The organism is Nocardiopsis sediminis, assembly GCF_042650565.1.
GTDB lineage: Bacteria > Actinomycetota > Actinomycetes > Streptosporangiales > Streptosporangiaceae > Nocardiopsis_B > Nocardiopsis_B sediminis.
Genome location: NZ_JBHSBH010000009.1, coordinates 126,103 through 140,950 on the forward strand (window position 1 = coordinate 126,103; position 14,848 = coordinate 140,950).

The 14,848-nt window shown below is 72.0% G+C and carries 16 protein-coding genes; 10 read left to right on the plus strand and 6 right to left on the minus strand.

Annotated elements, in window-relative coordinates:
• Positions 1-17: 17 nt before the first annotated feature.
• From ACFOVU_RS14360 to glpX, 3 genes are all read right to left on the minus strand, one after another.
• A complete protein-coding gene (locus ACFOVU_RS14360; RefSeq protein WP_378533786.1) occupies positions 18-956 on the minus strand; it encodes a lytic polysaccharide monooxygenase auxiliary activity family 9 protein in 939 nt (312 codons plus the stop codon).
• A gap of 271 nt (positions 957-1,227) precedes the next feature.
• Positions 1,228-2,700, minus strand: a complete 1,473-nt coding sequence (locus tag ACFOVU_RS14365) for a hypothetical protein (protein ID WP_378533787.1) — start codon at positions 2,698-2,700, stop codon at positions 1,228-1,230.
• A 190-nt stretch (positions 2,701-2,890) separates the two neighbouring features.
• Positions 2,891-3,916 (minus strand): class II fructose-bisphosphatase, encoded by a 1,026-nt coding sequence (gene glpX / locus ACFOVU_RS14370; RefSeq protein WP_378533789.1) that lies wholly within the window; start codon positions 3,914-3,916, stop codon positions 2,891-2,893.
• A gap of 210 nt (positions 3,917-4,126) precedes the next feature.
• On the opposite strand from glpX, the gene ACFOVU_RS14375 reads away from it, so the two are divergent.
• From ACFOVU_RS14375 to ACFOVU_RS14385, 3 genes are all read left to right on the plus strand, one after another.
• Positions 4,127-4,714, plus strand: coding sequence for a TetR/AcrR family transcriptional regulator (locus ACFOVU_RS14375; protein ID WP_378533791.1), 588 nt, complete (start codon positions 4,127-4,129; stop codon positions 4,712-4,714).
• Positions 4,715-4,771: 57 nt separating this feature from the next.
• Positions 4,772-5,296 carry a DUF4245 domain-containing protein gene (locus ACFOVU_RS14380; RefSeq protein ID WP_378533793.1) on the plus strand — a complete coding sequence of 175 codons (525 nt, stop codon included), beginning with the start codon at positions 4,772-4,774 and terminating at the stop codon, positions 5,294-5,296.
• Between the two features lie 139 nt (positions 5,297-5,435).
• Positions 5,436-5,804, plus strand: coding sequence for a hypothetical protein (locus tag ACFOVU_RS14385; protein ID WP_378533795.1), 369 nt, complete (start codon positions 5,436-5,438; stop codon positions 5,802-5,804).
• A 120-nt stretch (positions 5,805-5,924) separates the two neighbouring features.
• Here ACFOVU_RS14385 and ACFOVU_RS14390 read toward each other — a convergent pair whose 3' ends face one another.
• The gene (locus tag ACFOVU_RS14390) at positions 5,925-6,890 is read right to left on the minus strand and encodes a 4-hydroxy-3-methylbut-2-enyl diphosphate reductase (RefSeq protein WP_378533797.1); all 966 of its coding nucleotides are present in this window, start codon (positions 6,888-6,890) and stop codon (positions 5,925-5,927) included.
• A gap of 333 nt (positions 6,891-7,223) precedes the next feature.
• On the opposite strand from ACFOVU_RS14390, the gene ACFOVU_RS14395 reads away from it, so the two are divergent.
• From ACFOVU_RS14395 to ACFOVU_RS14405, 3 genes are all read left to right on the plus strand, one after another.
• Positions 7,224-7,883 (plus strand): hypothetical protein, encoded by a 660-nt coding sequence (locus tag ACFOVU_RS14395; RefSeq protein ID WP_378533799.1) that lies wholly within the window; start codon positions 7,224-7,226, stop codon positions 7,881-7,883.
• A 176-nt stretch (positions 7,884-8,059) separates the two neighbouring features.
• Positions 8,060-9,301: an exodeoxyribonuclease VII large subunit gene (gene xseA / locus ACFOVU_RS14400; protein WP_378533800.1), complete on the plus strand. Its 1,242-nt coding sequence runs from the start codon at positions 8,060-8,062 to the stop codon at positions 9,299-9,301.
• A 113-nt stretch (positions 9,302-9,414) separates the two neighbouring features.
• Positions 9,415-9,627, plus strand: coding sequence for an exodeoxyribonuclease VII small subunit (locus tag ACFOVU_RS14405; RefSeq protein WP_378534057.1), 213 nt, complete (start codon positions 9,415-9,417; stop codon positions 9,625-9,627).
• Between the two features lie 79 nt (positions 9,628-9,706).
• Here the strand turns inward: ACFOVU_RS14405 and ACFOVU_RS14410 are convergent, their stop codons facing one another.
• Both ACFOVU_RS14410 and ACFOVU_RS14415 read right to left on the minus strand, forming a co-directional pair.
• Positions 9,707-10,264 (minus strand): DUF6542 domain-containing protein, encoded by a 558-nt coding sequence (locus tag ACFOVU_RS14410; protein WP_378533802.1) that lies wholly within the window; start codon positions 10,262-10,264, stop codon positions 9,707-9,709.
• A gap of 117 nt (positions 10,265-10,381) precedes the next feature.
• On the minus strand, positions 10,382-11,683 hold the full coding sequence (locus ACFOVU_RS14415; RefSeq protein WP_378533803.1) for a DNA recombination protein RmuC: 1,302 nt from the start codon (positions 11,681-11,683) through the stop codon (positions 10,382-10,384).
• A 205-nt stretch (positions 11,684-11,888) separates the two neighbouring features.
• Between ACFOVU_RS14415 and ychF the strand changes: the two genes are divergently transcribed.
• The 4 genes from ychF to ACFOVU_RS14435 all read left to right on the plus strand — a co-directional run.
• Positions 11,889-12,983, plus strand: coding sequence for a redox-regulated ATPase YchF (ychF, locus tag ACFOVU_RS14420; RefSeq protein ID WP_378533805.1), 1,095 nt, complete (start codon positions 11,889-11,891; stop codon positions 12,981-12,983).
• A gap of 298 nt (positions 12,984-13,281) precedes the next feature.
• Complete coding sequence (locus tag ACFOVU_RS14425; protein WP_378533807.1) at positions 13,282-14,262, plus strand: conjugal transfer protein; 981 nt, start codon at positions 13,282-13,284, stop codon at positions 14,260-14,262.
• Positions 14,263-14,356: 94 nt separating this feature from the next.
• Entirely contained in the window at positions 14,357-14,662 is a 306-nt protein-coding gene (locus tag ACFOVU_RS14430; RefSeq protein ID WP_378533809.1) for a hypothetical protein, read from the plus strand.
• 12 nt (positions 14,663-14,674) lie between these two features.
• The coding region (locus tag ACFOVU_RS14435; RefSeq protein ID WP_378534058.1) for a TcpE family conjugal transfer membrane protein at positions 14,675-14,848 on the plus strand (174 nt) is incomplete at its 3' end.

A 14,848-nucleotide genomic window follows, 5' to 3' on the forward strand; every position in this document is an offset into this window, starting at 1 on the left:
CCCCCGCCGGGGGGTGGCTAGGAGCGCCGCTCGGTACGGCGGCGGTGCAGCCAGATGGCGCCCGATGCGGCGGTCATCGCCGCGAAGGCGGCGAGGAACAGGCCGGTGACGGCCGTCCCGCCCGTGGCCGGGTCGCCGGAGGCGCCGGCCGTCCCGGTGTGCCCGCTGTGGGCGCCACTGGAGGCGGCCGTGAGCCGGGCCGTCGCGTCGTCGCCGGCCTCCTCCGCGGCGGTGCCGTCGGCGTCGGCGTGGCCGGCGTGCTGCGCGGCGTCCCCGTAGTCGGCCGGGGTCGCCTCGAACGTCTCGGCGGCCCCTTCGGCGCCGCCGAACGTCACGTCCGAGCAGCTGTAGAACGCCTCGGGGCTGTCGGTGCGCTGCCAGACGGCGTAGATGAGGTGCTGCCCGGTCTTGCCCTCGGGCAGGTCGCCGGTCAGCTCGTAGTTGCCGTCGACCACCTGCGGGTCGTCGACCCGCAGGAACGGCTCGGCTTCGAGGTCGTCCCACGCGAGGGAGCGGCTCTGGTCCCAGCCGTCCTTGGTCACGTACAGCTCGAAGTAGCCGCGGTGGGGGACGGCTGCGGTGTAGGTGAAGGTGAACTCCCCGCTGGCGGGCAGGGCGGTGGTCTGCCAGTCGCCGGGGGCGTCCAGGCCGGAGTACTTGTCCCGGCCGGCGCTGCACAGTTCCCCGTCGGGGATGATCTCGCGGTGCCGGCCGTCGGCGTTGGCGATGTTGACCTCGTGCCAGTCGTAGAGCGGCTGGGTGCCGTTCTCGGCGACGAGGGCGCGGCAGACGTCGGACGTGGGGGTTTCGGGGCCTTCGGCGTAGCAGGCGGCGATCCGGCTGATGGGGCCGCCCATGGTGCCGTGGGCGTTGGCGGTGCCGGGGGCCAGGAGGGCGACGGCGATCGGGATGCCGGCCAGAACGGCGGCGGTGCGTGTGAGGCGTCCCAGGTGCATGAGTGGGGGTCTCCTCGGGTCAGACGAGCGGGGGAGCGATGCGGCTCGCGACACCGCACCGCCGTCGGCTGGAGAAGAAGGCCGTCCGGACCGGTTCTCCGGCCCGTCCGGGCGACCGTTGCACGGGACTATACACAGCCCCGGACCATATTGGAAAGAATCCTTCCAATTTTTTTCCCTGTCACACCCGGTGCCCTACGCGAACGGCTCCGGCCGGGCACCTGGAACAAGGTGCTCGGCCGGAGCCGTCGTGCGGGTGCGGGGGAGCGGGTCAGCCGCCGCCGTTGGGGGCCCAGCGGGCCAGGATCGAGGCGTCGTTCTCGTTGACCGTGAGCGACCCGCCCAGCGAACCCCACTGCTCGGGGCCGCTCTCGCCCGCCTCTTCCGCGAACGGGCGCAGGTCCATGTACACCCCCGCGCTGGCGTCCTCCATCCCCTGCATCGTCCGCTGGTAGACGGCGTCGTCGCCGAGCCGCCCGGTGCCGCTGGTGCCCGATGACACCACCACCGCGTCGCCGTCGGTGCTCACGCCCGGCGGGGTCTCATAGCTGCTCGTCGACGACTGCTCGACGATGTCCTCCAGCGCCGCGGCGTCGGCCCCCAGGGCCCGGAGCTGCATCGACGGGGTGGAGGAGGGGCCGGTGCCGCCGAAGTCCATGAAGTCGCTCAGCAGGCCCTGCGGGTCGGTGAGCCCCACGGCGGTCCGGGTACCCAGCAGCTGGGTCAGGCCGTCGGGGTAGGTCAGGCCGAGTTCGGACATGCCGGCCTCGACGTCGCCGAAGTCGCCGGGGTTCTCGTCGACCACCTGCTGCACGATCGAGTCGAGCCCGTTGACGCCCACGGCCATGGCGGTGCCGTCGGGCAGGTCGCCCATCAGCTCCAGGCCGCGGTCCTCGGTGGCGTAGTCGCCCAGGGAGACGCCGTCGACGCTCACGTCGAACATGTCCCCGCGCAGCTCCGCGTACTCCGCCTCGATGTTCAGGCCGATGGCGACCCGCCCGGTGGCGTCCGTGGCCTGCCCGAGTTCCGGCGACGCGAGGCCGGCCGCCGCGTCCAGGTTCATCCACGCGGCCGCGATGCTGTCGCCGCCCACGACCTCCATGTCCTGGGTGAACGCGTCGTCGTCGGCGAGCGGGGCGTTGTCGACCTCGCCGCGCAGCTCGGCGAGGGCGGCGTCGTTGGGCGCCAGGAGCGCGAAGTCGTCGCGGACCTCGAAGGTGAACCCGCCGGCCTCGTCCTCCAGCTGGCCCAGCGCGGCGGTGGCGGCGTCCTCGTCCTCGACCGCCAGCGCGAAGGCGACGGCCAGGCCGTCCGACACCGCAGCGGCGGAATCGGCGGCCGGCCAGCCCGCGACGCCGAAGCGCCGCCCGAGCCACGGTTCGAAGTCCTGCTCGTAGTCCATGTCGACGCCCAGCTCGTCGACCATGGCGGAGACGATCTCCTCGGCGGGGTCGGCCTCGGGGTCGATCTCGTCCTGCATCGAGTCCGGCAGCCGCCCCACGAACTGCGCATAGTTCGCGAGCTGGCCGCCGCTCGGCTTCAGGTCGACCTTGGCGAACACCACGGCCGATGCCGGGAGCACGGTCTCGGGCTGCGGGCCGCCGAAGAGGTCCGACACCATGGAGGTCGACGCCCACACCGTGGTCGCCAGCAGCGCGACGCCCAGTCCCGCCGCCACCGGGACCATCCACAGCCGGTTCTTGCGGGGAGGCGCGGCGTAGGGCGGCTGCTGCGGGTACCCCATGCCCATTCCCATGGGCTGCCCCACGGGCGGCTGCGGCGGCTGCCCGCCGGCGGGATGGCCGGGCGGCCCCCAGGGCGGCTGTTGGGGGGGATCAGGGTAGGACATCGAACCTCCGGGGGAAATGCGCGTATCCGTACGAAGGTACCAACGCCGAAATGCGCGACTCCCCTGATCCCGGGCCCGGATGCGGTCAATTGCCCGTTGCGAAATCGATTCCGCTATAGGTGGCGAGCTTCGAAAGGCGGTGCTCGCTGAGCACCTTGCGGACCGTGCCGCTGCGCCCGCGCATCACCAGCGAGTCGGTGATCGCCCCGCCGGACTCGTAGCGCACGCCCCCGACCAGCTCACCGTCGGTGATACCGGTCGCCGCGAAGAACACGTCCTCCGACGACACCAGGTCGTCCGTCGACAGCACGCGATCGAGGTCATGCCCGGCGTCGAGCGCCTTGCGCCGCTCCTGCTCGTCCTGTGGCCACAACCGGCCCTGGATCACCCCGCCGAGGCACTTCATGGCACACGCCGCGATGATGCCCTCAGGGGTGCCCCCGATCCCCAGGAGGAGGTCCACGCCCGTTCCCGGGCGGGCCGCCATGATCGCGCCGGCCACGTCGCCGTCGGTGATGAACTTGATCCGCGCGCCCGCCTCGCGGACCTCGCGCACGATCCCCTCGTGCCGCGGGCGGTCCAGGATGACCACCGTGACGTCCTGCGGCGATCCGCCCTTGGCGCGCGCCACCGCGCGGATGTTCTCCTTGATGGGCGCGGTGATGTCGACGACCCCGGCCGCCTCGGGGCCCGTGGCCAGCTTCTCCATGTAGAACACGGCGGAGGGGTCGAACATCGAGCCCCGCGGGCTCACCGCGAGCACCGCGATCGCGTTGGGCATGCCCATGGCGGTCAGCCGGGTGCCGTCGATCGGGTCGACGGCGACGTCGCACTCCGGCCCGCTGCCGTCGCCCACCCGCTCCCCGTTGAACAGCATCGGGGCGTTGTCCTTCTCGCCCTCGCCGATGACGACGGTGCCGTTCATCGCCACCGTGCTGATGAGGTGGCGCATGCCGCGCACCGCGACACCGTCGGCGCCGTTCTTGTCGCCCCTGCCCACCCAGCGCGCGGCCGCCAGGGCCGCGGCCTCGGTGACCCGGACCAGCTCCAGCGCAAGGTTGCGGTCGGGCGCACCGGGGGACGCCGGCACGGTGGAGGAGGATTCGGTCATGGTCGGCCTTTCCTAGCGGGCTCTGCCGGACGGGCTCCGCCCCGCACGGGCCTGGGCGGATCCGCGATCGGTCGGTGCGGTCGGCCCCCCTTTCGGGCGGCTGGGACCAGCGTAGTCAGCGTGGCGTAACCTCGACTGAGGCGGGCCGACCCTACGCCTGGCGACTAAGGACGGTATGCGGACGTGACTCCGGAGAACGCACGGAAACCGGTGCGGGGCTCGAACCGCGGGGCGGCCACGCGCGGCGCGCTCCTCGACGCCGCGGCCCACGTCTTCCGGACGGTGGGCTTCTCCCGGGCGGGCGTCAGCGAGGTCGTCAACCACGCCGGAGCCAGCGTGGGCAGCCTCTACCACCACTTCAGCGGCAAGGCCGACCTCTACATGGCGCTCTACGAGGACTTCCAGCAACGCCAGCAGGACCGCACGCACAACGCGGTGAGCGCGGCCCGCTCCCACGGCGAGACCGACCCCACCCGCCTCATGTACACCGCGGCCCGCGCCTACCTCGACGGCTGCATCGAGGAACGGCACACCACCCTCCTCTTCTTCAGCGGCGACGGCCCCCCGGGCTTCGACTCCCAGCTGCGCGACCGGCTGCGCGAATGGACCGACCGCAACGTGGCCCTGTTCCGCAAGGCCGACGAACCCGTCGACGAAGCCCTGCTGATGGTGGTCAGCGGCGCGATGCTGGTCGCCGTGGGCGAGGTCGTCCGCCGCGATGACGACGACGCCCGCGAACTCGCCGACGGCATCACCGAGCTGCTCTCGCGGCTGGAACCCCGCAGCCGCGCCCGCTGATCCCGCCGGCGACCCCGGGTACGGACCCGCCCGGGGGTGCGGCAAGCTGGAACCATCATGAGCACGTACAACCGGTCCGACGCGACCTTCGGCTCCCTGGCCGCGGCGCTCGGCCTCATCGTCGCGATCCTGCTCGTCATGGCCTGGGTGGTCAACGGACGCTCGGGCGAGCACATCCCCAGCGTCGACTACGGCCCCGACGCCACCGCCCTGCGCGAGGGCGCGGAGTTCACCGCCTACGCGCCCGAGGGCCTGCCCGGCGAATGGGTGCCCACCAGCACCCGGCTCGACACCGGCGACCCGATGACCTGGGTCCTCGGGTTCGCCACCCCCGCCGACCGGCACGCGGAGTTCGCGATCGGCGACGCCGGGGACGACGCGCTCATCGCCGAGATCACCGAGGACGGCGAACCCGACGGCAGCACCGAGATCGGCGGCCGGACCTGGGAGCGGTATTACAACGAGGCCGAAATACGGCGTTCCCTGGTGCTCCAGGAGGGTGATACGCGCCTCATCGTCGCGGGCAGCGCCGACTACGAGGAGCTGGGCGTTCTCGCCGGGTCGCTGCGCGCGCAGGGCTGACCGCGGGATCCGGAGACGGACATCACGTGCACCACGACGGTGGTCCCGGTGTCCTTTAACCGTAGCTGAGGCGTCACAGGGTACACATGAACACGTAGATCCATGATGCCAGGCGCCCCCGCGCCCCACCACGGAGTTGATGACTGTGCTCAGCGATATTCTCGACTGGTTCAAGGGCTTGATCGGCGACACCGCCGGCGCCGCGGTCGACGAGGCCACCGGGACCGTCCAGGACGCGGCCGGAGGGTTCGGCGACGTCGCGGCCGACCAGCTGGGCGGTGTCCAAGAGCAGGCCGCTGCGGCCCAGGAGGTGGTCGCCGACCCCGCCGCAGCCGTGCAGGAACAGGCCGGTGCCGCGGCCGAAGGCTACGCCGACCAGGCCCAGGACCTCGGCGCCCAGGCGCAGGACGCCGCCGGCGGCTACGCCGACGCCGCGGGCGACATCGCGCAGGACCCTGCGGGCGCGGCCACCGACGCGCTGCGCGACCGGCTGACGGGCGAGAACTGACCCACGCGCTCGGCCCGGTGCCGGACCCCACCGAACGCACGAAGAGAGCCGCCGCCCCAAGGGGCGGCGGCTCTCTCGCGTTTGCGCGCGCCGCCGGGCGGGGCGGCGCCGCGGCGGCGGTCAGGCGGAAGTCGCCCGCAGGTCCTTGCGCAGCTCCTTGGGCAGGGAGAACGTCAGGCTCTCCTGGGCGGTCTCGACCCCGTCGACGGTGTCGAACCCGTGCTCGGCGAGGCGGGACAGCAGGTCCTGCACCAGGATGTCGGGGACGGACGCGCCGCTGGTGACGCCGACCGTGGTGACACCGTCGAGCCACTCGGCCTGCATCAGCGCGGCGTTGTCGATCAGGTGCGCGGCGTCGGCCCCGGCCTCCAGGGCGACCTCGACCAGCCGCACCGAGTTGGAGGAGTTGTCCGAGCCCACGACGATGACGAGCTCGCACTCCGGCGCCATGGCCTTGACGGCGTCCTGGCGGTTGGAGGTGGCGTAGCAGATGTCATCGCTGGGCGGGTCGAGCAGGTTGGGGAAGCGCTCGCGCAGCGCGTCGACCGTGGCATTGGTCTCGTCGACCGATAGCGTGGTCTGCGACAGCCACGAGACGTTGTCGGGGTTGCGGACCCGCACCTTGTCGACCTCATCGGGGCCGTCGACGATCTGGATGTGATCGGGCGCCTCACCGCTGGTGCCCTCGACCTCCTCGTGGCCGGTGTGGCCGATGAGGATGATGTCGCGGTCCTCGGCGGCGAAGCGCTTGGCCTCCTTGTGGACCTTGGTCACCAGGGGGCACGTGGCGTCGATCGTCTTGAGCTGCCGGCGGTGGGCCTCTTCGTGCACCATGGGCGAGACCCCGTGGGCGGAGAACACCACGATGGCGCCTTCGGGCACCTGGTCGGTCTCCTCGACGAAGATCGCGCCGCGCTGCTCCAGCGTGCTCACGACGTGGGTGTTGTGCACGATCTGCTTGCGGACGTAGATGGGGGCGCCGTACTGCTCAAGGGCTTTTTCGACCGTGACGACAGCGCGGTCCACCCCGGCGCAGTAGCCCCGGGGCTTGGCGAGCAGGACACGGCGGCGATTCGTCGCAGTCATGATCCCATCCTACGGGGGCGGTGCAATGGTGAGGGCGGTTGTGACCGAATGGCCCCTCCCTGTGACGGGGCGCACCGCCCGCTGTCCGGCGCCGGGAAGGTGGCGTTGGATGACTTCGTGATAACGGTCCGCGCTCGTTTCCGTCGCGGGAGGGCGAAACCATTCACATCCGGCGCACTTCAGGCGACCCTTACTCCCCTATTCTGGTTCACCTGCGTAGCCGAATAGCGCCGTGGCAGCGGTTCGCAGGCGCGGGACGGCGCGCTCCCGCCCGACGTCTCGGAAGTGCACCGCCACGCCATCTCCGCCGATAGCTCAGGAGCCCCCAGTCCCATGTCGAATCCGTCCATCGCCAGCAAGCTGATCTCCGCGGTCAAGGGCATCTTCGGGCCGAAGGAGGCCAAGGAGGGCGCTGCCGCCGGCACCGCCGCGTCCGGCACGGCCGCGCCCGCCGCCACCACCGACGAAGCGGCCGTGAAGACCTCCGCTCCGGCCGAGGCCGAGACCGCCGCGGCCACGACCGAAACCGCCACCGCTCCGGCGCCGCGGAAGGCCGGTGACGACACCCCGGCCCCCGCTGAAGGCGAGACCGCGGTGAAGGAGCCCGTCAGCGCCGCCCCGGCCGACGCCAAGGCCGATGCCGAGCCCGCGGCCGTCCCCGGGCAGGACGACTCCGACCCGGAGCTCGTCGCCCCGGAGGAGAAGGCCGCGATCGCCGACGAGCTGGAGGCCGCCTCCGCCGCCACCCAGATCGCCAGCGACGAGGTGCTGGAAAAGGTCCGCAAGGAGGCCTCCCCCGCTGCCGAGGACCTCGCCGTCCCCGGCTACGACGGGCTGTCCCTGCCCTCCATCCGCGCCCGCCTGCGCAAGCTCACCCTCGAAGAGGTCCGCGAGCTGCGCGCCTACGAGGTCGCCCACGGCGAGCGCCCGGAGTTCATCAAGATGTACGACAACCGCATCGCCAAGCTCCAGTCCGAGCCCGCTGCGGAATAGGGGACCGGGCCCGGACGGCGCGACCGCGCGCGCCGTTCGCCGCTCGCGTCCCTCGGGAGCGGGCCCCGGGTTCCCCGCACACCCACGGCCCGCAGCGGGGTGAGCATCCCCGCCCGCCGGGCCGGTGCCTGGGAGCTGGAGGGTTTTCGTACCTGCTCTCCTCTACCCTCATGGCCATGGGGATGGAGAGTTCCGCCGAGGCGCCGCAGCCCGTCCGCGTCGTGATGCAGGCCGTCGGGGGCTGGATCGGCCGCCTGGGACGCATCTGGGTCGAGGGCCAGATCGCCGAGCTGAACCGGCGCGGGGGCACGGCGTTCATCACGCTGCGCGACCCCGTGGCCAACGTCTCGGCGCGCGTGGTGTGCCCGGTGCGTGTGCTGGAGGCCGCCGCCCCCGCGCCGCAGCCCGGCGCGCGCGTCGTGATCCACGCCAAGCCCGACTTCTACGCCGCCCGCGGCACGTTCTCCCTGCTGGCGCTGGAGGTCCGGCATGTGGGCCTGGGCGAGCTGCTGGCCCGCCTGGAGCAGCTGCGCGCGACCCTCGCCGCCGAAGGCGTGTTCGCCGACAGCCGCAAGCGGCGGCTGCCGTTCCTGCCCGGCACCGTCGGGCTGATCTGCGGGCGCGGCTCGGCCGCCGAACGCGACGTCCTGGAGAACGGGCGGCGCCGCTGGCCGGCCGTCCGATTCGAGGTCCGCGAGGTCGCGGTGCAGGGGGACCGCGCCGTCGGCGAGGTGATGAACGCCCTCAAGGAGCTCGACGGGCAGCCGGGGATCGACGTCATCGTCATCGCGCGCGGCGGCGGGTCGCTGGAGGACCTCCTCCCGTTCTCCGACGAAGCGCTGGTCCGGGCCGTCGCCGCCACCCGCACCCCGGTGGTGAGCGCCATCGGCCACGAGCAGGACAGCCCGCTGCTCGACCTCGTCGCCGACCTGCGGGCCTCCACCCCCACGGACGCCGCGAAGAAGGTCGTGCCCGATGTCGGCGAACAGCTCCGGCTGGTGCGCCAGCTGCGCGACCGCGGGCGCCGGGTCATCCAGGGCGGCATCGCCCGCGAGCAGGCGTGGCTGGACGGGATGCGGTCGCGCCCCGTGCTCGCCAGCCCGCTGCGCGAGATGGACCGGCTCACCGAGCACATCGCCGGCCTGCGCGACCGTGCCCGCCGGTGCGTGGCCGTCTCCCTGGACCGGGCGGGCGACGACCTCACCCATACCCGCGCCCGCCTGCACGCGCTCTCCCCGGCCACCACCCTGGCCCGCGGCTATGCGATCGTGCAGCGGGGCGACGGCGCGGTGGTCCGCTCGGCCGCCGAGGTCGCCGAGGGCGACCCGCTGCGCCTGCGCTTCGCCGAGGACAGCATGGCCGCCACGGCCGGGGCGGCCGACGACCCGGACGCGACGACAGACGACAGCGACGACTGACCGATCACGGAGACGACCGAGGGGGCCCATTGGCCGGCAAGGGCAGTGCGACGGCGTCCGGCGCCAAGGACAACGGCGACGGCGGGAACGGCGGCGCCTCCGCTGAGCCCGAGCTGGGCTACGAGGAGGCGCGCGAAGAGCTCGACTCCGTTGTCCGGCGGCTGGAGTCGGGCGGGCTGACGCTCAAGGAGTCGCTGGCGCTGTGGGAGCGCGGCGAGGAGCTGGCGCGCGTCTGCGAGCAGTGGCTCGAAGGGGCCCGCGCGAAGCTGGCCGTGGCGATGGAGGAGAAGACGGGCGGCTCGGCCGACCCCGACGCGCCGTTCTGAGCCGCGGACCGCGCGCGCACCGCGCGCACCGCGCGGCTGGGCCGGGCGCGACAGCCGCCTTCGGCATGGGCGCGGCCGGTCAGCGCGCCGGCCGCCCGCTCTTGGCGGGGACCCGCGGCCGGCGGCCGTTGACCTCGTCGCTGAAGTCGCGCACGGTGCCCGGCAACCCCCGGAACACCGCGATGACCAGGACCAGCGCGGTCCCCAGGAACAGCCACGGGGCGACGTCGGCCAGCCGGGTCGCCATGCCGATCGCCACGCCGCGGGAGAACCCGGGGCTGCCCAGCGTCAGCACCGTCTCGGCGGCGAGCGCGGCGACGAAGTAGGCCAGAGGCGGGCTCACGGTCAGCGACAGCAGGTCGGTGGGGCGCACCACCAGCGCGGTCGCGATGCACACCGCCACGAACACACCGCCGTTGATGCCCGCGACGCCTGTGACGTGGGCGAGCAGCGCCGCCGCGAAGCTGAGGGCCACGATCGCGAGGATGCCGCCGCGGGCGGTCAGGCGCAGGCCGCGGGGTGACGCGGGTGGCGCCGGAGCGGTCCGGGACCGGGGCGCGCGTCCACGGGGTGGTGGACGCTCGACGATGAACGGGGTCGGCGCCGTCGACGGGCCCTCCGCCTTGCGTGTCACCATCTCCGCACGCTCCCTAGTGTGACTCACGGTGTTCAGTGTGTCACTCTCAGTGAAAATTCCATGGCTTCCCGAGGGCCCGTGTCGGTGATCGTCCCCTCGATCGGCGTGCGCCGGCGGCTACAGTCCGACGCGGGCATCCCCCGATCTCGTTCCCTCTCGCTCCTCCCCGTTATGCCCGTTTTCCTCTGCGATGATCCGGGTGTCCTCCGTGAGTTCCGCCGCGGTCAGCGGACGCGCCTGCTCGTCGACGCCCTTCGGCGGGTCCAGTGCGCCGTCGACCAGGCCCAGCCGCTCGAACTCCCTGGCGGTGACCAGGACCCGGCTCTCCAGCGACCCCACGGCCTGGTTGTAGGCGGCAACGGTGCGCGAGAGCGACCGGCCCAGCCCGTCGACGTGCCCGCCGAGAGTGGCGAGCCGGGAATGGAGCCGCTTGCCCAGCTCGAAGACGGCGCGGGCGTTCTCGCTCAGCGCCTCCTGCTGCCAGGCGTACTGGGCGGTGCGCAGCAGCGAGATCAGGGTGGTGGGGGTGGCGATGTGTACCCGCCGGCCCATGGCGTGCTCCAGCAGCCCGGGGTCGTTCTCCAGAGCGGGGGCGAGGAAAGCCTCGCCCGGGATGAACAGCACCACGAACTCCGGCGCGGGGCTGAAAGCCGCCCAGTAGGACTTGGCGGCGAGCTGGTCGACATGGGTGCGCAGGTGCCGGGCGTGGGCGCGCAGCCGGTCGGCGCGCACGTCGGCATCGTCGGTCTCGACCGCCTCCAGGTAGGCGGCCAGCGACACCTTGGAGTCGACCACGATGTTCTTGCCGCCCGCCAGCCGCACCACCATGTCGGGGCGCTGGACCCCGCCGTCGGTTCCGGCCGACGCCTGCTCCTCGAAGTCGCAGTAGGCGTTCATGCCGGCCAGCTCGGCGACCCGCCGCAGTTGCAGCTCGCCCCACCGGCCCCGTGCCTCGGGGCGGCGCAGGGCGGTCACCAGCGACTGGGTCTGGTCGCGCAGGCGCTCGGAGCCCTCACGCACGTAGTCGACCTGTTTGGCCAGCGCCGCGTGCGCGGCGCGGCGGCCGGCGTCGACCTCGCGCAGCTGGCCCTCGACCCGCGTCAGAGTCTCGGTGAGCGGGGCGACGAGCTGCTCCACCGCCTGGCGCCGCCGGTCCATGTCCTGGCCGGCCTCCAGGCCCACGGCGCGCAGCCGCCCCTCGGCGAGTTCGAGGAAACGCTGGTTGGTGGCGTCGAGCGCCTGCGCCGACAGCGCGCGGAAGCGGTCGCCGAGCTGCTCCTCGATGTAGGCCGCGCGCTCCTCCGCGGCGTCGGCCCGCGCCCGCGACTCCGCGGTGCGGCCCCTCGCGAGCGACCACCCCAGCGCGGTGCCGATCGCGACGCCCGCCAGCAGCACCAAGATCACGTCAAGACCGTCCATAGCCGCCCATGCTCTCAACCCCCGGCCGCCCTCGGGACGCGCCACGCGCGCGAGGGTGGACATGGGGCGATAAGTCGCATGCCGCCCAGGGGGCGCAGCGGTGTGCTGCGTCGTTCATGAGGGGGGAGTTGCGAGCGTGACCAGGAGCGGGCCCCTGTGGACGGCTGGACCGGCCGGGCCGGGGGAGCGCCTAGACTTCCCTCCTGTGAGCCTGTCCATCGGAATCGTCGGCCTGCCGAACGTCGGCAAGTCCACCCTCTTCAATGCCCTGACCAAGAACGACGCCCTGGCCGCGAACTACCCGTTCGCGACCATCGAGCCCAATGTCGGTGTGGTCGGGGTCCCCGACTCCCGGCTGAAGAAGCTGGCCGAGATCTACGGGTCCGCCAAGATCCTTCCGGCGACCGTCGACTTCGTGGACATCGCCGGCATCGTCCGCGGCGCCTCGGTCGGCGAGGGCCTGGGCAACCAGTTCCTCGCCAACATCCGCGAGAGCGACGCGATCTGCCAGGTCATCCGGGCGTTCAACGACCCCGACGTCACCCACGTCGACGGCGACATCGAGCCCGCGCGCGACATCGAGACCATCGACACCGAGCTGATCCTCGCCGACCTCCAGACCCTCGAGAAAGCGCTGCCGCGGCTGGAGAAGGACGCCAAGCGCAACGCCAAGGACAAGTCCGCCCAGGACCTCCTCGCCGCGGCCCAGGCCGCGCAGGGCGTCCTCAACGGCGGCCAGCGGCTGTTCACCGGCGGCCCCGCGGCCGGCATCGACCTCGCGCTGATGCGCGAGCTGAACCTGCTCACCATCAAGCCGTTCATCTACGTCTTCAACCTCGACACCGACGAGCTGGCCGACGACTCCCTGCGCGAGAAGCTGTCCGGTCTGGTGGCCCCGGCCGAGGCGATCTTCCTCGACGCCAAGATCGAATCGGAGCTCGCCGAGCTCGACGACGACGAAGCGGCCGAGCTCTTGGAGTCCATGGGACAGACCGAATCCGGTCTCGCGCAGCTCGCCCGTGTTGGATTCGCCACTCTCGGGCTCCAGACCTACCTAACGGCCGGCCCGAAAGAGACCCGCGCCTGGACCATTAAGAAGGGCGCCACGGCGCCCGAGGCGGCGGGGGTCATCCACACCGACTTCCAGCGCGGGTTCATCAAGGCCGAGGTCGTCTCCTTCGACGACCTCGTCGCCGCGGGTTCCCCGCAGGCCGCCAAGGCCGCAGGCAAGGCCCGCATCGAAGGCAAGGACTACGTCATGGCCGACGGCGACGTCGTGGAGTTCCGCTTCAACGTCTGACCCGCACCGGCGGTGTCCGAACCGCCAGACACACCTTTCCGAACAGCCCTACCTTCCTTTCCGGCCCGTCCGCAAATGCGGAGTTGACCCCGCCCGATTCTTGGGATTCGCTGGCAATGCCCCACTTGGGGGTTATCGGTCCTTTGGGGACCGGGTACACCCGGCGGTTGGGGAGGGAAACACGGACGCGTATAGGCGGCCGAGATCCTGAACAATGCCTCACCATGGATGGGGTAGACATGGCTCCGGGACGCGGCAACGGCGGCCCTGCCCGGACTCCGACGGATGGGGAGGCGTGATGGCGCGCAGGTCGACGCGGCGCGGCGGTGCACCCGATGAGGACACCGCCGCCGCGACCGACCCCTACGACTACGACACCCCGCCCGACCCCGCACCCAAGCGCTCGCGGCGCCCGAGGTCGGGGGCCGGCGGGCGCTGGTGGGTCTGGGTCGGCCGGGCCGTCCTGTGGGCGTTCATCATCGTCGTCCTGTTCAACGGCATCTGGATGCCGCTGCGCGACGGCATCGCCCAGCCCACCGACGACCGGCCGGCGGCCGAGGAGGAGCCGGCCTTCCCCGAGTCCGCGGCCGCGGCCTTCGCCACGCGCTTCGCCGAGACCTACCTCAACACCGCCGAAGGCGAGGGCCAGGACCGCGCCGACTCCCTCGCCGCGTTCGTCCCCGAAGGCCGCGCTACCGCCTTCAACGTCGACGGCTCCCTCACGGGCCGCGACATCAGCCTGGTCACGGTCGACGTCCGCGACGACAACAACGCCGTCGTCACCCTCACCGCCGACGTCAACGGCCAGCCGATGAGCCTGGACGTCCCCGTCTACGCCGACGGCCCCTCCTCGCTCGTCGTCTCAGGCCAGCCCGCCCTGCTGGCGGCGCCGGGCCGCGCCGAGCTTCCCGGCACCGCCTCGGTCGAGAACGACACCGACGCCCGCGACGAGCTCACCCCGCGCCTCGAAGGCTTCTTCGGCGCCTACGCCGAGGACCCCGACTACCTCTCCAGCTTCCTGGAGCCCGGGGCCGGGATCTCCCCCCTTCCCGAGGGCACGCTGGAGTTCGCCGAACTCGATGAGTTGACCGTGCCCGTGCGCGCAGCGGGAGAGGATGATGTACGGCAGGCGATGGCCACGGTGGTGTGGCGGCTCTCGGGCGGAGACGAGGACTCCCGGGCCGACCTCACCCAGAGCTACCTGCTGACCGTCGTCAAGGACGGCGAGAACTGGTACGTGCGCGACATTCAAGGAGCCCCCCAGTCGTTCGGCGAGTGAGGGCCGCGGATGGCCGCCCTCCCGGGGGGCGCAGGAGCAAGGAGACGAAGAACCATGCAGCTCAGATGTGAGACACAGGAGGACGGCGCCTAACATGTTCCCCCTGGTTTCCGATGCCGCCCACGCGGCATTCGAGGTCGCGGGCCCGATTGCGCTCGCAGCAACGGAAGACGCCCCCGATACATCGGGCCTGGCCGATTTCCTCCGTGGTTTCTTCGGTCCCCTCTTCCTGGTCATCGTGTCCGTCGTCGCGATCTTTTTCCTGTTCACACGTGAGATCACCCGATTCGCCCAGTTCATCATTCTGGCGATCTTCATCGGAATCGTGTTCTACGTGCCCGGGATCATCGAGGTTACGGCGCGGGCCATCGCACGAGCCATGGGCGTGCCGACCGAGTAGGAGGCCGGGGACGTGGACCTGCCCACGTACACCAATATCTGGCGCATCGAGAAGCGGCTGTACAAGCTCTACGATTTCCGGCTGCCGCAGCCGCTTCCCGTCGTCACGCTCGGTGTGTTCCTGGGCGTCTGTGCCGTGTGGGTCGCCCTGATGAGCCTCATCGGGGTCCCCTTCGTCACACCGTGG

What these genes read in the sequence shown, in the direction of transcription:
- ACFOVU_RS14360 (WP_378533786.1), bottom strand. Translation starts at nt 956, where the DNA reads ATGCACCTGGGACGCCTCACACGCACCGCCGCCGTTCTGGCCGGCATC.
- ACFOVU_RS14365 (WP_378533787.1), bottom strand. Translation starts at nt 2,700, where the DNA reads ATGGGGTACCCGCAGCAGCCGCCCTACGCCGCGCCTCCCCGCAAGAAC.
- glpX (WP_378533789.1), bottom strand. Translation starts at nt 3,916, where the DNA reads ATGACCGAATCCTCCTCCACCGTGCCGGCGTCCCCCGGTGCGCCCGAC.
- ACFOVU_RS14380 (WP_378533793.1), top strand. Translation starts at nt 4,772, where the DNA reads ATGAGCACGTACAACCGGTCCGACGCGACCTTCGGCTCCCTGGCCGCG.
- ACFOVU_RS14385 (WP_378533795.1), top strand. Translation starts at nt 5,436, where the DNA reads ATGACTGTGCTCAGCGATATTCTCGACTGGTTCAAGGGCTTGATCGGC.
- ACFOVU_RS14390 (WP_378533797.1), bottom strand. Translation starts at nt 6,890, where the DNA reads ATGACTGCGACGAATCGCCGCCGTGTCCTGCTCGCCAAGCCCCGGGGC.
- ACFOVU_RS14395 (WP_378533799.1), top strand. Translation starts at nt 7,224, where the DNA reads ATGTCGAATCCGTCCATCGCCAGCAAGCTGATCTCCGCGGTCAAGGGC.
- xseA (WP_378533800.1), top strand. Translation starts at nt 8,060, where the DNA reads ATGGGGATGGAGAGTTCCGCCGAGGCGCCGCAGCCCGTCCGCGTCGTG.
- ACFOVU_RS14410 (WP_378533802.1), bottom strand. Translation starts at nt 10,264, where the DNA reads ATGGTGACACGCAAGGCGGAGGGCCCGTCGACGGCGCCGACCCCGTTC.
- ACFOVU_RS14415 (WP_378533803.1), bottom strand. Translation starts at nt 11,683, where the DNA reads ATGGACGGTCTTGACGTGATCTTGGTGCTGCTGGCGGGCGTCGCGATC.
- ACFOVU_RS14425 (WP_378533807.1), top strand. Translation starts at nt 13,282, where the DNA reads ATGGCGCGCAGGTCGACGCGGCGCGGCGGTGCACCCGATGAGGACACC.
- ACFOVU_RS14430 (WP_378533809.1), top strand. Translation starts at nt 14,357, where the DNA reads ATGTTCCCCCTGGTTTCCGATGCCGCCCACGCGGCATTCGAGGTCGCG.